Origin of the sequence: Pseudomonas saliphila (genome assembly GCF_008638345.1) — a bacterium.
In the GTDB taxonomy this organism is placed as follows: domain Bacteria; phylum Pseudomonadota; class Gammaproteobacteria; order Pseudomonadales; family Pseudomonadaceae; genus Halopseudomonas; species Halopseudomonas saliphila.
Genome location: NZ_VTVA01000004.1, coordinates 148648 through 165219 on the forward strand (window position 1 = coordinate 148648; position 16572 = coordinate 165219).

Below are 16572 nucleotides of genomic sequence, written 5' to 3' on the forward strand. Positions count from 1 at the left end.
GATAATCATGAGCAAGAAAATTCGCTGCGCCCTGATCGGGCCAGGCAATATTGGAACCGACCTGCTGTACAAGCTCAAACGCAGTGAATTCCTCGAGCCGGTCTGGATGGTGGGTATCGACCCCACCTCTGACGGGCTCAAGCGCGCTGAAGAGCTGGGTCTGAAGACCACCAGTGAGGGCGTCGACGGGCTGCTCAAGCACATCAAGGAAGATGACATCCGCATCGCCTTTGATGCCACGTCTGCCTACGTGCATGCCGAAAACAGTCGCAAGCTCAACGAGCTGGGCGTGCTGATGATTGACCTCACCCCCGCCGCTATCGGCCCTTACTGCGTACCGCCGGTGAACCTGCAAGCCAAGCTCAGCGAAGGCGCGCAGAACGTCAACATGGTCACCTGTGGTGGTCAGGCCACCATTCCGCTGGTCGCTGCAGTCTCCCGCGTCCAGCCGGTGGAATACGCCGAGATCATCGCCACCGCAGCGTCCAAATCAGTCGGACCCGGTACCCGCAAGAACATTGATGAATTTACCCGCACCACCGCCAGCGCCGTGGAACAGGTCGGCGGCGCGAAGAAAGGCAAGGCGATCATCGTGATCAATCCTGCCGAGCCGCCATTGATCATGCGCGATACCGTGCATTGCCTGACCGAAACCGAACCGGACCAGCAGGCGATCACCGAGTCGATCCACGCCATGATCCTCGAGGTACAGAAATACGTGCCCGGCTACAGGCTGGTCAACGGCCCTGTCTTTGACGGCAACCGCGTCTCGGTGTTCATGGAGGTCGAGGGTCTTGGCGACTACCTGCCCAAGTATGCAGGCAACCTGGACATCATGACCGCCGCTGCAGCACGCACGGCCGAAATGTTCGCTGAAAACCTACTCAAGCAAACCACACTGTAAGGAGCGCGTCATGGATCTTCGTGGCAAGAAAATTACCGTACACGATATGTGCCTGCGCGATGGCATGCACCCCAAGCGTCACCAGATCAGCCTGGACGAGATGAAATCCATTGCCCAGGGTCTGGATGAAGCTGGCGTACCGCTGATCGAAGTCACCCACGGCGATGGCCTGGGCGGCAGCTCAGTCAACTACGGCTTCCCTGCGCATACCGATGAAGAATATCTGTCTGCGGTTATCCCGCTGATGAAGAAGGCCAAGGTCTCTGCCCTGCTGCTGCCCGGCATCGGCACCGTGGACCACCTGAAGATGGCCCATGAACTGGGCGTCAACACCATTCGGGTCGCCACGCATTGCACCGAGGCCGACGTGTCCGAGCAGCACATCACCATGGCCCGCTCGCTGGACATGGACACCGTCGGCTTCCTGATGATGGCCCACATGAACAGCCCGGAGAATCTCGCGGCGCAGGGCAAGCTGATGGAAAGCTACGGCGCCAACTGTGTGTATATCACCGACTCCGCCGGCTATCTTCTGCCGCATGACGTGAGCGCTCGGATCACCGCCCTGCGCGCCGCACTGAGCCCGGACACCGAGATCGGCTTCCATGGTCACCATAACCTGTCGATGGGTGTCTCCAACTCCATCGCCGCGATTGAAGCCGGCGCCACGCGTATCGATGCGGCCTGCGCCGGGCTGGGCGCCGGGGCCGGCAACACGCCGATGGAAGTGCTGATTGCAGTCTGTGACCGCATGGGCATCGAAACCGGAGTCAGCGTGTTCGGCATTCAGGATGTGGCTGAAGATCGCGTGCTGCCGATCATGGACTTCCCGATTCGCAGCGATCGCGATGCCCTCACCATGGGCTATGCCGGCGTTTACGGCTCCTTCCTGCTGTTCGCCAAGCGCGCCGAGAAGAAGTACGGCGTATCCGCCCGGGAAATCCTGGTGGAGATGGGCCGGCGCGGGATGGTCGGTGGTCAGGAAGACATGATCGAAGACACTGCCCTCACCCTGCTCAAGCAACGCCAGGCTTCGGCCTGACAGGTGGCGGCTATTCCAGGCGCCAGCTCCCTGGGCTGGCGCACCCATGGCGTGCTTGGCGTCCTGGTTCTTGCCTACGCTGGCAGCTTCATGGGGCGGCAGATCATGTCGGTGATGATCGAGCCGATCAAACTCGAATTCAACGCCAGCGATGCGGCCATGGGACTGATCTCGGGCCTGGCCTTTGCCGCTGTCTATGCCCTGCTCGGACTGCCCGCCGGCCGACTGGCTGACCGTTATTCGCGCCTGCGTGTGCTCGCCGTGGCAGCGCTACTCTGGGCCGGTGCCACGCTGTTATGCGGGCTCGCAGTAAGTTTTACCATGCTGGTTATCGCGCGCATGCTGGTCGCAGCGACCGAAGCGCCCGTTACGCCCGCGTCGTTGTCATTGATTGCCGACCTTTACCCTCCGCAAAATCGCTCTTTGGCGATCAGTTGCTTCACTGGCGCCCCTACCCTTTCCGCGGTGCTGGGCCTGAGTGTGGGCGCCTGGCTGGTCGATGTGCACGGCTGGCGCACTGGATTCATCCTGATTGCCATACCACTGTTATTGATGTCGTTGGTATTCGGATTCTTCATTCGCGAGCCACAACGGGGCCGCTGGGACGCCACCACAGCTCACCCGCCACCGATCGAAGGCATTCTTCAGGCGGCGACCACGCTATTACGCAACCAGGCGTTCGTGCTGCTGGCCAGTGCCACCGCTCTGACCACTTTCAGCGCGTTCGCCTTTGCCATGTGGAGCACACCCTTTCTGGTGCGCTCACACGGTCTGTCGTTGCAACATGCGGGCATTCTCGCCGGCGTGGTCACCGGTGTCAGCGCTGCAGTGGGAAGTCTGTTCAGTGGCTGGTTGACCGACCGATTGAGCCGCAGCGACCGTAGCTGGCTGCTGCGCATCCCGTTGATCGGGCACGTGCTCAACCTGGTATGCCTGCTGTGCTATCTGCTCTGGCCTGCGGGAATTGCCTTTACTCTTGCCGGCGTCCCCGTACCGGCGGCAATGATCTGGTGCGCCTTATCCGGGTTCTTCACTGTCTGGTGGGTGGCGCCGTCATTCAACCTGGTAACCCAACTGGTAAACGCGTGGCAGCGCGCTACAGCGATCGCCCTGCAGACCATTTTCTCGACCTTGCTGGGTGTGGGTCTCGGCCCGCTGGTTACCGGTGTGCTCAGCGACGCATTGCTGCCCAGGTTCGGCGACGAATCGCTGCGTTATGCCCTGGTATTGGTCAGCCTCACCGTCTGCGTGCCTTTCACGCTGCTATGCATACTCTACGGTCGTCGCTCATACCAGGCCGCTAGTCCAGCCTCCGCTGTGGCCTAAAGGAACGCTTTCCCGCAGTTATCTCCAGCTGAAAACGAAATCGCCCCCGCTATGTGCGGGGGCGATATGGTCCAGCTGCAATATCAGAAACGATCAGGGCGGACCATTGCGTCCATGCCGCCATCTGCAAAGAGCACTGCCCCGTGCACAAAACTCGCCTGATCCGACAGCAGGAAACGAATCACGTTGGCCAGTTCTGCAGGCTGACTGCCGCGCCCAAGGGGCGCAACAAAGTTCTTGGTGGCTTCGCCGTATTTCGGATCGTCGATCGACGCTTGGTATAGCGGCGTTTCAACCACACCCGGCGCAACGGCATTGATCCGTACGCCCAGCTTGGCCCACTCAGTTACCTTGCGTCGAACCAGACTGGCGACCGCATACTTGGATCCCGCATAGGCCATGGACGGATTTGCCATATCATTGGCATTGGCCACGGCACCTGCTTCATCACCCGAGAGCATGGCAGCGACCATCGGTAGCTTGTTGGCGCCTGGTTGCATGGAGGCAACGGAACTCACTACTACGGCCGAGGGCTGCGTGCCTTTGGCAAGCGCACCAGCCAGGCCTTCAAGCAGGTCACTCACGCCAAAATAATTGACCGCAACGATCAGGCCGCAGTTTGGCGCCGTGACGCCCAGGCCCGCACACAGTACCAGGCCATCCAGCACGCCTTCACATTGGGCCAATACACCCTCAATCGCGGCTTGGCGACCTTCGCTGCCCGAGAGGTCCGCATTGATATCACTGTTGGCACGGTCGACACCTATTACGGTATGTCCGGCTTCGCGAAGCTGAGCGCACAGCGCTGCACCTATGCCCGAGGCCGCTCCGGTTATAGCAATTGTTGACATGTTCTACTCCAGCGGTTTTATAGTTTTGTCAGGGAAAAACGTTTGTGTTGTCTGGGCCAATGTCACGACAGCGCGGGCACCCGTTGAAACCATGGGTGCGCTTGTTCCAGCTGGCCGGCAAGACGCAGCAAGGTGCGTTCTTCGGCAAAACGGCCGGCAAACATCACCCCTATCGGTAGCCCCGCCTCACTCCAGAACAGCGGAACCGACATCGCCGGCTGGCCGGTAAAGTTGTACAGCGTGGTGAACACCGAACTGCGTGTCGCGATCGGGCCAAATTCATCAAGGGGTAAACTCATGTCCAGCTCGCCCAGTGGCGGCGGCTCGCGGGCAATCGTTGGGCTGAGGATCAGGTCGTAGTCGGCCATGAACGTGCGCATCTGCTCGCGCAAGCGAGCCAGGTCTTCAAGCGCCTTGCGGTAATCCAGCGCGCTGACCTTGCGGCCCCAGCCGACCATGCCGATGTCCACCTGCTCCAGGTCGTCAGCCGTGGCGGCGCGCCCCAGCTGTGCTTCACGTGCGGCGACGCGTTCAGCCACGCCGACCACGCTGATGGTGCCACCTGCGCCCATGGCCGCCTGCATATCGATCGGCGGGCGGGCCTCGACCACCTCGTGCCCCAACGCAGCACATTGGCGGGCTGCCATGTCCACCGCCGCGTAGCAGGCCGGATCCACCGGTATCGGCAACAGCGGGTCACGCATCAGGGCGATGCGCAGGCGCCCCGGCTTGCGTTGCAACTGCTCAAAATAACTGCCCTGGTCGGCCTGCACCGCGTACGCCTTGCCTAGACCGGTCCGCGCCGTCAGATCAAGCATTGCGGCGCTGTCGCGTACGCTCCTGCTGATCACATGCTGGGCAGACAGGATGCCCCGCAGGTCTTCGCCCGCCGCGTCCTTGAGCACCAGACCGGTGCTGGGTTTGAGTCCAAACAGGCCGCAGCAGGAGGCGGGAATGCGGATAGACCCGCCTCCATCGCTGGCGTGCGCTACGGGAATGATGCCCGCTGCCACAGCCGCAGCGGCGCCCCCGGAGGAGCCACCCGCGCTGCGATCAAGCGCCCAGGGGTTGTGAGTAGCGCCGTGCAGGATACTTTCCGTGCTTGGATTACTGCCGAATTCGGGACTGTTGGACTTGCCGAAGATCACCAGCCCCGCCTTACGCATTTTCTTGACATAGGCGTCATCGGCGTCCGCAACCGCATCGCGGAACAGGCGTGAACCCTGCGTGGTAACGGTGCCCTGCATGCTTACACCCAGATCCTTCAGCAAGAAGGGTACGCCGCCGAACGGGCCTGATGGCACCCCCTGGCTCACCGCCTCGCGCGCCTGATCGTAGTGCTTGAGCACCACGGCATTGATCTCGGGGTTGATCTGCTCGGTGCGTGCGATCGCCATCTCGAGCAATTCGCTGGCACTGACCTCGCCATCACGCACGAGTTGCCCAAGGGACAAGCCATCGTGGCGTCGATACTCCTCGAAGCTCAGCTTGCTCGACGCAAAGAGCGCCGAGGGCCGCGCAGCAAGCGCCAGACCGCCGGCGATTGCAGCGCTGCCGGCGATAAAGGTGCGGCGGGATAATGCGTCCATGATTGTTCCTTATTTTTATATTCGGTTTTTATAATCAGGTTTTACAGTCAGGGTTGAAATGCGACAAACCGTTTCCTCAACTCGTCCTCGGACGAGGCGCAGGTGGCAACTTCCAGAGCGCCAGCCCATCCGGGGACGGCATTTACTTGTGGTGGTAACCCACCCAGGTTCTCGGTCTGTATCCATAGCAGCGCATCAAAGGGAAACGGCTGCGCGGGATCACTGGAAAGAATGTCCATCGTGATCTGGCTTACGCTGTCCAGGTGTTGGGCCAACTCCACACCCAGCTTTTCAATTTTTTCGCGCAACACCTGTTGATCACGCCCCTCATGACAAAACAACAGAACGTGCCGCCGCAGGCTCGGGCCGTGCCTGGCCGCCTCAAACAGAACATGCTCCTCTGCCGCTGCAACGCGAATCAGCTCAGGTCGCATAAACTCACGCTCATCGGCTTCCAACATCTGCCGCGAGCGCGAACCCATCAAATTAACACCGCGGAAGTCGTCTGCCATGCCGAACTCGCTGATGCAATCGAACCCGAACCGGTCATCGCCGCCAACCAGATGGTTGCGGACATAGCGCTGGAAAGGAAAGTGCTGCATCGCCAGCGTGCAGTGTTGATGCTCGTAATAGTCACGAAACGCAGCACGAGTGATTTCTGGCTTTCGGACAAGCAGGGAAACAGCTTTCATGCGGGCTCCGGACGCAGGATTTGGTTTGTTACGCTAAACATCGAACCTGGGGTCCACATCGTCGATTCGGACGATAGGTGAAATTCTTCGCTGGCAGCGATTATCCACCGAGGCGGCGACGAACACATGCTTACACAGAAATGCCAGCTGAGCTTAGGTCTCAACTCCTGAGGCGATGACCTTGAGATGGGAGGTTGTGGTTCATGCTGATGATTCACTGAGCTATTGCGGCGTTCTGGCAGGCGAAACCGCCGGAACGTGACCATAAAATACGAAAAAGCCGCATCCAGGTGCGGCTTTTTCGATGCAGCGGTCTGCCCCCTGTTCAGGACTTATCAGGGCGTGCCAAGCCTAGATGCTCGCGCAGAGTGCTGCCCTGGTAGGCAGTGCGGAATAACCCGCGACGCTGCAACTCTGGTATCACCTGTTCGATGAAGTCTTCAATACCCGCGGGCAGCGACGGCGGCATCAGGTTAAACCCGTCAGCGCCTTCGTTGGTAAACCAGTGCTCCATCCTGTCGGCAATTTGCTGCGGCGTCCCCACCATGGTGCAGTGCCCACCGCCCGCCGCCAGTCGCCCCAGCAACTGGCGCAGGGTCGGCTGTTCAGTTTCAATGATGCGCAAAATGGTGCTGTAACGCCCTTGCGGGCCGCTGAATTCTTCCAGCGGCGGTAACGCAGGTACCGGGGCGTCCAGCTCCCAGCTCGAACAGTCCTGGCCAATAAACGTCGCCAACTGGCGCAAAGAGGCATCAGCGGGCAGCAATTCGTCCAACTCTCGCTGTTTAGCCAAGGCCTCCGCTTCGGTGGCCGCTACATAAGTGACCAGCCCGGGCATGATGGGCACGTCAACCTCACGGCCAGCGGCTTTTACCCGCCGTTTAATGTCGCGGTAGTAGCTTTGCGCCGCGGGCAAATCGTAAGCCACCGCGTAGATGGCCTCGGCGCATCGGGCCGCGAGCTCGCGCCCGGGCTCCGAGGCGCCGGCCTGAAACAGCACCGGATGGCCCTGCACCGGACGCGGTACGTTCAGAGGCCCGTCCACCCGAAAAAACTCCCCTCGATGGTTAACAGGCTGCACTTTGGCCGGGTCGGCATAATGGCCCTGGCGATCAAACAACAGCGCGTCATCGTCCCATGAATCCCACAACCCCAGCACTGCCTGCACAAACTCATCAGCGCGCCGGTAGCGCTCGGCGTGGCCGGGCATCGATTCATAACCGTGGTTGCGGGCTTCCACATCAAACATGGAGGTGACTACATTCCAGCCGATGCGGCCGCCAGAGATGTGATCCAGCGACGCTACCAGACGTGCGGCATGAAACGGGGTGTAAAAGGTGCTGGAGACAGTGCTGATAAAACCAATTTTCTCCGTCGCCCTGCTCATGGCTGCGATGGCTGTAAGCGGCTCCAGATACCACCAGCTACCGTCCGACACATTGCCTGCCGAGCTGCTGTCGGCGAAAAATACGGCGTCCAACTTGCCCCGTTCGGCGGTTTGCGCCAGGCGTTCGTAATAGCGAATGTCGCCCAACTGTTCCACCGCAGACTGCGGGTGGCGCCAGGCGGCGCGATGGTGGCCGCAGCCCATCAAGAACAGGTTGATGTGCATCATCCGCGGGGGTGAATGTGAGTCCGCCATCAGTTTTTCACCAGTCCGCCGTCGACCACCAGATTCTGCCCGGTCACTGAACGCGCCCACGGCGAGGCAAAAAACAGGATGGCATCCGCAAATTCCGCCGGCGTGGTCACCCGCCGCAACGGGGTACTCGCTGCGATAAAGTCAAACACCGCCTCAGGCGTGGCGGCAGACGCATCGGTAGTGCGCAGCAAGCCACCGGACACCATGTTCACGGTGATATTATCCGGGCCCAGATCCTGCGACAGGGTGCGGGTGAGCGACAGCAAAGCCGCTTTGCCCGCGGTGTAATCGTGGTACGGCACCACCGGATTCTGAAACAGGTTCGTTCCTACATTCACAATGCGGCCAAACCCGACTTCGCGCATACCCGCCAGCGCGGCCTGGGTGGTGTTCAACGCACCGCCCACCACGCCGACAAACTGCTGGTTCAGATTTTCCCAGGTCAGCTGATCCGCATTCGGGCGGGCATCACCGTTGAATGAAAAATCCGGCAGAGCGTTGTTGATCACCGTGGTCACCGGGACCCCGAAATGCTCCCGCGTCTGGGCGAACATCGCCTGCACCGCGGCGCGGTCGGCAACGTCGGCCTGCACCGCCAGGGCACGTTCGGGCTCCTCGCTGGCCAGCCTGCGCGCTGCTTCGGTGCTGTTGCGGTAGTTAATCACTACGTTGGCGCCTTCGCGTAGAAACGCGCGCACCAGGTGTTCGCCCAAACCGCGGGCAGCACCGGTGATCAACACCAGTTGTTGATTAAGACCGATAGATGGTTGCATAGACACCTCATGGCTGAGGCGAAGGTATGAATAGACAGATGCGGCATCAGGCCGGCGGCTGACATCCCTTCGCCAGTGTGAACTGGATCAGGTTCAACGGGTGTACTCTCAGCCCCGCAAAGCAGGACACCCCGTGTCGAGACGGAAACATAGCACAGCCCAAACGCGAATACGCAGGTACTGATTAATTCGATTAGCTGCGTTTGACAAGCAGCCACAGACTTCCTACTCTTCGGCCACTCCTAGGGGCGCCATTGCGATGGCTGAGACTCCGCATTCGATGCGGTAACCCTTCGAACCTGATCCGGATAATGCCGGCGAAGGGAAGGAAACGCCTGCTCTACGCGTGCCTGTGCGCACCTTCTTTTTTGCCGCTGTCCGGTGCTATTTCACCTCCGCCTGCCGCGGCAAGGAAGACCATCAATGTTAAGCCCCTTTACCGCCCTTGCGTGGCTGATTCTGTTCTCAGCGCTGTTCGCCATACCCGGCCTGATTTATGCCCGCCGCAGACAGGACAAGCTGGACGATTTTCTGGTCGCCCGCAACAGCCAGAGTAGCTCTGCCACCCTGCTGACGCTGCTAGCCACCACCATGGGCACCTGGATTCTGTTTGGCCCGGCACAGGCCGCTACCTGGGGCGGTATTGGCGCTGTGACCGGCTACGCTCTGGGCGCATTAGCGCCCAGGCTGATCATGATTCCCCTGGGCCAGCGCATTCGCTCGCTGATGCCGGAAGGCCACACCCTGACCGAGTTTGTGCTCGGCCGCTATGGCCGGGTGATGTACGCGTTTGTACTTGTGATCATGCTTTTTTATCTTTTCATCAGCCTCACCGCTGGCCTGACCGCAATCGCCATGATGGTCTCACTGCTGGCGCCGGTTCCGCTGTGGCTGACGGCCAGCATAGTGATGGGCTCCACCCTGCTGTACACCTTGTACGGCGGTCTGCGCGTCACCATTTTTACCGACCGGGTGCAGATGCTGGTAATCCTGCCCTTTCTGGCGTTGCTGATCGGTTTCGGTTGGCAAGCCGCTGGCGGTCTTGCCCCAGCATTGCAGGGTCTGCAGGAAAACGCGCCGCACCTGCTGAACCCGCTGGACATCAACGGCCTGAAATCCGGTCTGACATTCTTTATCGCAGTGGTACTGACCGGGCTGTTTTATCAGGGCACCTGGCAGCGTATTTTCGCTGCCCGCGATAACAAGGTTATCCGCAACGGTTTTATCATCAGCGGCCTGCTGAGCTTTCCCATCATTTTTATCATGGGTCTGTTTGGCCTGGCGTTTGTTGGGCTTGGCTTGCCCGGCGACGGATCGGTCGCACTGTTCAGCGTACTGCTGGCCGAGGTGCCGGTATGGTTTGCCATCGGCCTGCTGCCGTTCGGCCTGGCGCTGATTATGAGTAGCGCCGATTCAACCATCAGCGGGCTATCCAGCATCATGGTGGTGGATTTGCGCAGATTGCTGCCGAGGCTCAGCAACCACAGCCTTCTTTCGCTATCGCGCTGGCTGATTGTGCTGCTGTCGGTACCGGTGCTAGTGGCGGCGTCTCAGGGCTACAGCGTGCTCTACCTGTTTCTGCTGGCCGACCTGCTGTGCTGCGCGGCGGCTTTCCCCGTCTTTTTCGGCTTTTACAACGCCCGCTACCAAAGCTACAACGCCGCACTCAGCACCTTCGCTGGCCTGGTGACCGGGCTGATGGTATTCCCGGCACCGGGCGCGCCCCTGACCTATCTCCTGGAATCTTTCCTGCTGGCCTCGCTGGTGCCTGTCGCGGTGTCGCTATTATTGCTGCTGCTACCGAAAGGAAAGCTCTTTGACTTTTCCATACTGGCGCACCGGGTGCGAAAACTGGAGGGGTAACTCTGGAACAGGTAGCACTGGTCGAGCCAGGGGCCGCGCTGGCCGTCGTCGATCAGCTTCTGCAGTTGCACGCTACAGCTGTAACCCCCCAGTATTTGAGGCGGCCACTGCTCATCCATACGCATTCCAAAACGGCTGCGCCAAGCAGTCTGATAAAAATATATTCCCGGCAAGCGAACCAATCGACTTTCTCCAGGTCTGTAAGGCGGGTATTTATGGGAATATCATTTCGCCAGCACTGTCATGGATGCAGTCTTCCCGTGGCGCCTCTGCCTGAAGCTCCCGCGTCATCCCCAGTTTGACTATTTCAGTTCAGTGAACGCTCACAAGGACGGAGTGTTATGAAGAAGCTTAATGCGGAATTGGGCAAGATGAGTCTTGTGCTCGTCCCCATGGTGCTGCAACCCTTTCTTAATTTCTGCTTTCTGCTGCTGGTAGCCCGACAGCTTCCGATGGAGAAGTACGGGGGCCTGGCCCTTAGCCTCGTGCTCCTGTCGCTGATCGTTGGATTCGCCGACCTGGGCCTACGCGACTATCTACTGAGCAAGAGCGCAGCGCGCCGTGGGCTGGCCAAGGGCGAAAATCTGCTGTTTCCGTCCACCCTGGGCTTCATCTGCCTGGCTTCGCTCAGTCTTGGCTACACCCAGTATCTCGGCGATGTCGACATCGCCTTGCCACTCCTGGCCTTTGCCCTGCCGGAGGCCTTTGCCCTGGGCGTATGCAGCGTTGCCTGTTCTTTCATTATCAGATGGGCGACCGCCTGGTGCGGTTCTCGAGCCTCGACTCGCTGCACAAATCTGCTCCTTTCGCGGTCAAGCTCGGCATCTTCTGGCTGACGCAGGATCTCGTACTGGCGGTCGCCTGCGGCGCGGCGCTGGCGTTTTTGAGCTATTCAGTCTGGTTCTATCTCGCCTGCGTTCGCTCTGGCAGGTTTTTCAGCTCAGAGGTGCGGTTAGTGCGCTCGCTGATCCAGATGTTGCGCTTGTGGCGAGCCTGGCTACCCTTCACTCTGTCGTTTTTCGCGTTCTTTCTTTACTTCGGTTCCGACCGCATTCTTATCGAGGCGCTGCTCGGCGCGGAGCCGCTCGCCGTCTATACCGCTGCCTATTCGTTCATCGCTCTGGGTCAAATCCTGGTGACGGCGTTCTGGTCGCTCTACATGCCGAAAATTTCCCGGGGTGATCAGGTGTTCAGCCAGCGCCGGTTTCTGTTGCTGGCGGCCGGCCTCTCCCTGAGCATGGTCGCGGCTTATCAAGTCTTCGCCTGGTACTTCTTCAAACTCTTCTACCCACCCGGCTACGCCGACGGCGCCCTGATCGTCGCGGTGATGTCGTGCTTTTTCATCTTCCGGCTGGTGAACGTGGTATTCGAGATGCACTGGGTCGCGAAGGAACGATACAACCGCTTCGTGCTCATGCGACTGACCTGCGGGGCAGTCAGCGTCGCGCTCAACGCAGTGCTCATTCCGATCTACGGCCTGCTGACCCCGGCGGTGGTGGTCATCCTCTGCGAGGCCCTGCTCGGCCTGTTCATCCTGACATCCGAGCTGCGCTGGCGACGCGCCGGGCCGGTTCCAGAAGCTCCCGACCTGATCGACCCGGTGCTGTGAGCAGCGCTACCAGGGCAGTTGCTCGCCATTACTGTCAGAACCAGCGAGAGCTCGCAGCATCCAGATCACGGTCGCAGGCGGTGGCGGCGCGCTGATGGTTGCTGACGACCACAGCCCAGCCCCGTAGCTGAGCCGGTCATCTGAACTAACATGGGTTGACCAAACATCAGCGAACAATCGCTGGCCATCCGAAGCAACGCACAGAGGAATGATCATGGGCACATTGAGCGGAAAGGTAATTGCGATAACCGGTGGGGCCGGCGGCATTGGCGAGGCGACGGCGCGCATGGCGTATGCTCAGGGCGCCAGTGTGCTGATAACCGATATGGATGCGGACGTTGTGGACGCGGTTGCCCGCTCCCTGGTGACAGAGCAGTCGGTCTATCGGTGGACGTGAGCCAACGCGCTGACAATCAACGCATGGTTGCGGCTGCATTGGAGCACTTCGGCAGGCTGGACTGCGTATTTTTGAATGCAGGTATAGAGGGTGACGTGGGACCGTTTGAAACCCGTTCTGACGCCAGCTGGGAGAAAGTCTTTGCGGTCAACGTTCATGGGGTCCGCCTGGGTGTGGAGGCGGCTATTCCGGCGCTGCGCTCAGCGGGTGGCGGCAGTATCGTCATCACCTCCAGCGTCGCCGGTTTGCGCGGCTCCCCTGGCTTGTCGCCCTATGTCAGCAGCAAACATGCCGTGGTCGGCATGATGCGCTGCCTGGCGGTCGAATTGGGGCCGGAGTGCATCCGGGTAAACACGCTTAACCCGGGGCCAGTCGACAACCGGATGATGCGATCAATTGAACAACAAGCTAATCCAGAGCACGCCGAAGACGTGCACAAGGCGTTTGCTGCCCGCGTCCCGCTGGGGCGTTACGTCACCAACGAGGAATGTGCGGCCACCGCAGTGTTCCTGTTTTCCGATGCGGCGTCTGGCTGCAACGGCAATACTTACCTGGTTGACGGGGGTTTTTGTTCGCAGTGAGCTTGCACTCAGATGTGGCGGGAGGACTAAGCGCCCTCCAAAAACAGAAAGGCCGATCATCTCTGATCGGCCTTTCTGTTCAATATTGGTCGGGACGGAGTGATTCGAACACTCGACCCCTTGCACCCCATGCAAGTGCGCTACCAGGCTGCGCTACGCCCCGACGATGCTTCGACGTTGTCTGTCAAAGCGGGTCGAATCATACAATAACTATCTGAAATGAGAAAGGATTTTTTCTCTTCAGGTAGTTATTTGGCTCACGAGGTTTTGAGCACCTGCAGCACTTCTTCCAGCTCCGAAATCGTCTGGCGGATCAGTTGCTTGTAATGGGTAACATCTTCCTTGGCTTCGTCACCGGACAGCCGCTGACGAGCGCCGCCGATGGTGAATCCCTGATCATACAGCAGGGCGCGAATCTGCCTGATCAGCAGCACGTCCTGCCGCTGATAATAGCGCCGGTTACCCCGGCGCTTGACCGGAGATAGCTGTGGAAATTCCTGTTCCCAATACCGCAGCACGTGCGGTTTGACTTCGCAAAGCTCGCTCACTTCACCAATAGTGAAGTAGCGTTTACCAGGTATGACTGGCAGTTCCTGGTTATTGCTGGGTTCCAGCATAAGCTTCTACTCGGGCCTTGAGTTTTTGCCCCGGGCGAAAAGTCACCACACGACGGGCAGTTATAGGAATCTCTTCACCTGTTTTCGGGTTTCGGCCTGGCCTCTGACGCTTGTCCCGCAGATCGAAGTTGCCGAAACCGGACAATTTGACCTGCTCGTTGCTTTCCAAAGCGTTGCGTATCTCTTCGAAAAACAACTCCACGAGTTCCTTGGCTTCACGCTTGTTGAAGCCAAGCTCATCATGGAGACGTTCTGCCATCTCTGCTTTTGTCAGAGCCGTCATAGGCTATTTCCTTAGTGTGGCATTGAATCCTTGCTCCAGGGACTCGAGCACTTCGTCCATGACAGCGTTCACCTCATCATCAGTAAGAGTGCGCGATGAATGCTGTAACGTCAAGCCAATGGCCAGGCTTTTGCTATGAGGATCAATGCCCTTACCTTCGTAAACGTCAAACAGCCTGAGGTTGGTGAGGTGCTCGCCCGCGACCTCGCGAATTTTCTCAAGCAGATCGTCAGCCGCTACGGCCTTGTCTACCAGCAAAGCGATGTCCCGGCGTACCTCTGGGAAGCGCGAGAGCTCGGCAAATTTGGGCAGGCGGCCCTCGCTGATGCCGGCGAGCACCAGCTCAAATACGAAGACCGGCGCGTGCAGATCCAGCTTATCGACCAGCAAAGGATGCAAGGCACCCAGCCAACCGACCGTCTGGCCATTACGGGTAATCTTTGCCGTCTGACCCGGGTGCAATGCCGGATGCTCGGCTGACTCGAAACGATAGGCCGAACCGCAGCCGCCCTGCCCCAGAACCGCTTCGACATCGCCTTTTACGTCGTGAAAATCGAGTTTGTCATTGCCGTTGGCCCAGCCTTCTGGCTGCCGAGCGCCGCAGGCGATACCGGCAAGCACTGGCTGCTGCAACAGCGAACCATCGATTTGTGGCACGAAACGCTGACCGCTTTCAAACAAACGCACCCGCGACTGCTGGCGATTGAGGTTGTATTCCAGGGCTTTGCAAAGCCCCGGCCACAGCGATGTACGCATGACCGCCATGTCGGCGGAAATCGGGTTGGCCAGCGCTAGGGGTTCAATCTCGGGGTCGAACAGCTTGTTCAAACCCGGCTCGATGAAGCTGTAAGTAATGGCCTCATGATATCCACGTGCAACCAGAAGACGACGCAATGCTGGCAGCTCGCCTTTGGATTCCGACTTGGCAGCCAGGTTCAGCGAGGCGGTCGGCGCGGTCGCAGGCAACCGGTCATAGCCATACAGACGGGCCAGCTCTTCGATCAGATCAACCTCAATCGAAATATCGAAGCGAAAGCTGGGCACGTCTACCTGCCACTCGCCTGCTCCACTGGCTTTGACGTCAAGACCGAGACCACCGAGGTAGGACTCGACATCCCCTGCAGGCAATTCCATACCCAGCATCTGGGTGATGCGTTCATTGCGCAGCGTGACCTGGCTGAGCTTGGGCAATGCATCTTCATCTACGGCTTCAACAACCGGGCCCGGCTCACCGCCAACGATCTCGAGGATCAACGCAGTGGCGCGCTCGATGGCTTCGCGCTGCAAACGCCAGTCAACACCGCGCTCGAAGCGGTGCGAGGAATCGGTATGCAGACCATAGCCGCGTGCTTTGCCGGCGATAGCGATGGTGTCGAAGAACGCGCTTTCGAGGAACAGATCAGTGGTTGTCTCACTAACGCCGCTGTGCTCCCCGCCCATGATGCCGGCCATGGCCAACGGGCGCTCGTGGTCAGCGATGACCAGCGTATCGGCGCGCAGAGCAACCTCCTGGCCGTCGAGCAATACCAGTTTCTCGCCTTCGTCGGCCATGCGAACCCGGATACCGCCGCGAATTTCTGCGAGGTCGAAGGCGTGCAGGGGCTGGCCCAGCTCGAGCATGACGTAGTTGGTGATGTCGACCACTGCATCGATGCTGCGGATGTCGCTGCGACGTAGACGCTCGACCATCCATAACGGGCTCGGGCGCGACAGATCGACATTGCGCACAACGCGACCCAGGTAGCGCGGGCAAGCCTGGCTTGCGAGCAGCTCTACGGGGCGCGTTTCGTCATTTACCGGCGCAATGGTTTCGATCTGCGGGCGGGTTACCTGCTCGCCATAGTTGGCGGCAACTTCACGGGCCAGGCCTGCAATAGACAGGCAATCACCGCGGTTTGGTGTCAGGTCGACTTCAATGATTGCGTCATTCAGCCCCAGATACTCGCGCACGTCCTGGCCGACCGTTGCGTCAGCGGGCAGCTCGTACAAACCATCGTGGTCATCAGATAGCTGCAGTTCAGCCGCGGAACAGAGCATGCCGTGGGATTCGACACCACGCAGTTTGGCTTTCTTGATCTTGAAGTCAGCACCGAGCTGAGCACCGACCATGGCAAACGGTATCTTGATGCCGGGGCGCGCGTTGGGCGCTCCGCACACCACTTGAAACTGCTCGCTGCCGCTGCTGACGCTGCATACGCGCAGTTTATCGGCGTCGGGATGCTGTTCGGCGCTGATAATCTCGCCTACTACTACGCCACTGAACTCACCGGCGGCCGGGGTAACGCTGTCGACTTCGAGCCCGGTCATGGACAGACGGGCAACCAGTTCGTCGCGGGTTACCTGCGGATTAACCCAGGTACGCAACCACTGTTCACTGAATTTCATTATCTATTCCTGCTGTCA

The 16572-nt window shown here is 59.7% G+C and carries 14 protein-coding genes, 1 tRNA gene, 1 pseudogene and 2 riboswitches; of the genes and pseudogenes, 7 read left to right on the top strand and 9 right to left on the bottom strand.

Annotated elements, in window-relative coordinates:
* The first annotated feature begins 7 nt into the window (after nt 1–7).
* Genes FHK95_RS06230 through FHK95_RS06240 form a run of 3 tightly spaced genes read left to right on the top strand, consistent with a single transcriptional unit; the run spans nt 8 to nt 3272 of the window.
* Entirely contained in the window at nt 8–904 is an 897-nt protein-coding gene (locus tag FHK95_RS06230; protein WP_150303732.1) for an acetaldehyde dehydrogenase (acetylating), read from the top strand.
* 10 nt (nt 905–914) lie between these two features.
* A complete protein-coding gene (gene dmpG, locus FHK95_RS06235; RefSeq protein WP_150303733.1) occupies nt 915–1946 on the top strand; it encodes a 4-hydroxy-2-oxovalerate aldolase in 1032 nt (343 codons plus the stop codon).
* Nucleotides 1947–1949: 3 nt separating this feature from the next.
* Nucleotides 1950–3272, top strand: coding sequence for a spinster family MFS transporter (locus FHK95_RS06240; RefSeq protein WP_150303734.1), 1323 nt, complete (start codon nt 1950–1952; stop codon nt 3270–3272).
* An 83-nt stretch (nt 3273–3355) separates the two neighbouring features.
* On the opposite strand, the gene FHK95_RS06245 is transcribed toward FHK95_RS06240, so the two are convergent.
* The 5 genes from FHK95_RS06245 to FHK95_RS06265 form a co-directional block, all read right to left on the bottom strand.
* Nucleotides 3356–4123: an SDR family oxidoreductase gene (locus tag FHK95_RS06245; protein ID WP_150303735.1), complete on the bottom strand. Its 768-nt coding sequence runs from the start codon at nt 4121–4123 to the stop codon at nt 3356–3358.
* 62 nt (nt 4124–4185) lie between these two features.
* On the bottom strand, nt 4186–5712 hold the full coding sequence (locus tag FHK95_RS06250; RefSeq protein WP_150303736.1) for an amidase: 1527 nt from the start codon (nt 5710–5712) through the stop codon (nt 4186–4188).
* A gap of 47 nt (nt 5713–5759) precedes the next feature.
* Nucleotides 5760–6404, bottom strand: coding sequence for an EthD domain-containing protein (locus FHK95_RS06255; protein ID WP_150303737.1), 645 nt, complete (start codon nt 6402–6404; stop codon nt 5760–5762).
* Between the two features lie 325 nt (nt 6405–6729).
* Complete coding sequence (locus FHK95_RS06260) at nt 6730–8046, bottom strand: LLM class flavin-dependent oxidoreductase (RefSeq protein ID WP_235906726.1); 1317 nt, start codon at nt 8044–8046, stop codon at nt 6730–6732.
* Nucleotides 8046–8819, bottom strand: coding sequence for a 3-oxoacyl-ACP reductase (locus tag FHK95_RS06265; RefSeq protein WP_150303738.1), 774 nt, complete (start codon nt 8817–8819; stop codon nt 8046–8048). Before FHK95_RS06265 ends, FHK95_RS06260 begins: the two co-directional genes overlap by 1 nt.
* Nucleotides 8820–8866: 47 nt before the next feature.
* Nucleotides 8867–8963, bottom strand: a riboswitch (TPP riboswitch).
* A 90-nt stretch (nt 8964–9053) separates the two neighbouring features.
* Nucleotides 9054–9162, top strand: a riboswitch (TPP riboswitch).
* Nucleotides 9163–9242: 80 nt separating this feature from the next.
* Between FHK95_RS06265 and FHK95_RS06270 the strand changes: the two genes are divergently transcribed.
* From FHK95_RS06270 to FHK95_RS06285, 4 genes and pseudogenes are all read left to right on the top strand, one after another.
* Nucleotides 9243–10682: a sodium:solute symporter family transporter gene (locus tag FHK95_RS06270; RefSeq protein ID WP_150303739.1), complete on the top strand. Its 1440-nt coding sequence runs from the start codon at nt 9243–9245 to the stop codon at nt 10680–10682.
* A 341-nt stretch (nt 10683–11023) separates the two neighbouring features.
* Nucleotides 11024–11518, top strand: a complete 495-nt coding sequence (locus FHK95_RS06275; RefSeq protein WP_150303740.1) for a hypothetical protein — start codon at nt 11024–11026, stop codon at nt 11516–11518.
* A complete protein-coding gene (locus FHK95_RS06280; RefSeq protein ID WP_178114725.1) occupies nt 11431–12291 on the top strand; it encodes a lipopolysaccharide biosynthesis protein in 861 nt (286 codons plus the stop codon). The genes FHK95_RS06275 and FHK95_RS06280 overlap by 88 nt, the downstream gene beginning before the upstream one ends.
* A gap of 286 nt (nt 12292–12577) precedes the next feature.
* Nucleotides 12578–13269, top strand: a pseudogene (locus FHK95_RS06285) (SDR family NAD(P)-dependent oxidoreductase).
* A gap of 86 nt (nt 13270–13355) precedes the next feature.
* Here the strand turns inward: FHK95_RS06285 and FHK95_RS06290 are convergent.
* From FHK95_RS06290 to pheT, 4 genes are all read right to left on the bottom strand, one after another.
* Nucleotides 13356–13432 (bottom strand) — tRNA-Pro (locus FHK95_RS06290).
* 94 nt (nt 13433–13526) lie between these two features.
* The gene (locus FHK95_RS06295; protein WP_150303742.1) at nt 13527–13886 is read right to left on the bottom strand and encodes a MerR family transcriptional regulator; all 360 of its coding nucleotides are present in this window, start codon (nt 13884–13886) and stop codon (nt 13527–13529) included.
* Nucleotides 13867–14169 carry an integration host factor subunit alpha gene (gene ihfA / locus FHK95_RS06300; RefSeq protein WP_150303743.1) on the bottom strand — a complete coding sequence of 101 codons (303 nt, stop codon included), beginning with the start codon at nt 14167–14169 and terminating at the stop codon, nt 13867–13869. Before ihfA ends, FHK95_RS06295 begins: the two co-directional genes overlap by 20 nt.
* A gap of 3 nt (nt 14170–14172) precedes the next feature.
* Complete coding sequence (gene pheT, locus FHK95_RS06305; protein ID WP_150303744.1) at nt 14173–16554, bottom strand: phenylalanine--tRNA ligase subunit beta; 2382 nt, start codon at nt 16552–16554, stop codon at nt 14173–14175.
* Between the last annotated feature and the right edge of the window lie 18 nt (nt 16555–16572).

Coding starts and splice junctions, on each gene's coding strand:
- FHK95_RS06230 (WP_150303732.1), top strand. CDS start 8: ATGAGCAAGAAAATTCGCTGCGCCCTGATCGGGCCAGGCAATATTGGA.
- dmpG (WP_150303733.1), top strand. CDS start 915: ATGGATCTTCGTGGCAAGAAAATTACCGTACACGATATGTGCCTGCGC.
- FHK95_RS06245 (WP_150303735.1), bottom strand. CDS start 4,123: ATGTCAACAATTGCTATAACCGGAGCGGCCTCGGGCATAGGTGCAGCG.
- FHK95_RS06250 (WP_150303736.1), bottom strand. CDS start 5,712: ATGGACGCATTATCCCGCCGCACCTTTATCGCCGGCAGCGCTGCAATC.
- FHK95_RS06255 (WP_150303737.1), bottom strand. CDS start 6,404: ATGAAAGCTGTTTCCCTGCTTGTCCGAAAGCCAGAAATCACTCGTGCT.
- FHK95_RS06260 (WP_235906726.1), bottom strand. CDS start 8,046: ATGGCGGACTCACATTCACCCCCGCGGATGATGCACATCAACCTGTTC.
- FHK95_RS06265 (WP_150303738.1), bottom strand. CDS start 8,819: ATGCAACCATCTATCGGTCTTAATCAACAACTGGTGTTGATCACCGGT.
- FHK95_RS06270 (WP_150303739.1), top strand. CDS start 9,243: ATGTTAAGCCCCTTTACCGCCCTTGCGTGGCTGATTCTGTTCTCAGCG.
- FHK95_RS06275 (WP_150303740.1), top strand. CDS start 11,024: ATGAAGAAGCTTAATGCGGAATTGGGCAAGATGAGTCTTGTGCTCGTC.
- FHK95_RS06280 (WP_178114725.1), top strand. CDS start 11,431: ATGGGCGACCGCCTGGTGCGGTTCTCGAGCCTCGACTCGCTGCACAAA.
- FHK95_RS06295 (WP_150303742.1), bottom strand. CDS start 13,886: ATGCTGGAACCCAGCAATAACCAGGAACTGCCAGTCATACCTGGTAAA.
- ihfA (WP_150303743.1), bottom strand. CDS start 14,169: ATGACGGCTCTGACAAAAGCAGAGATGGCAGAACGTCTCCATGATGAG.
- pheT (WP_150303744.1), bottom strand. CDS start 16,554: ATGAAATTCAGTGAACAGTGGTTGCGTACCTGGGTTAATCCGCAGGTA.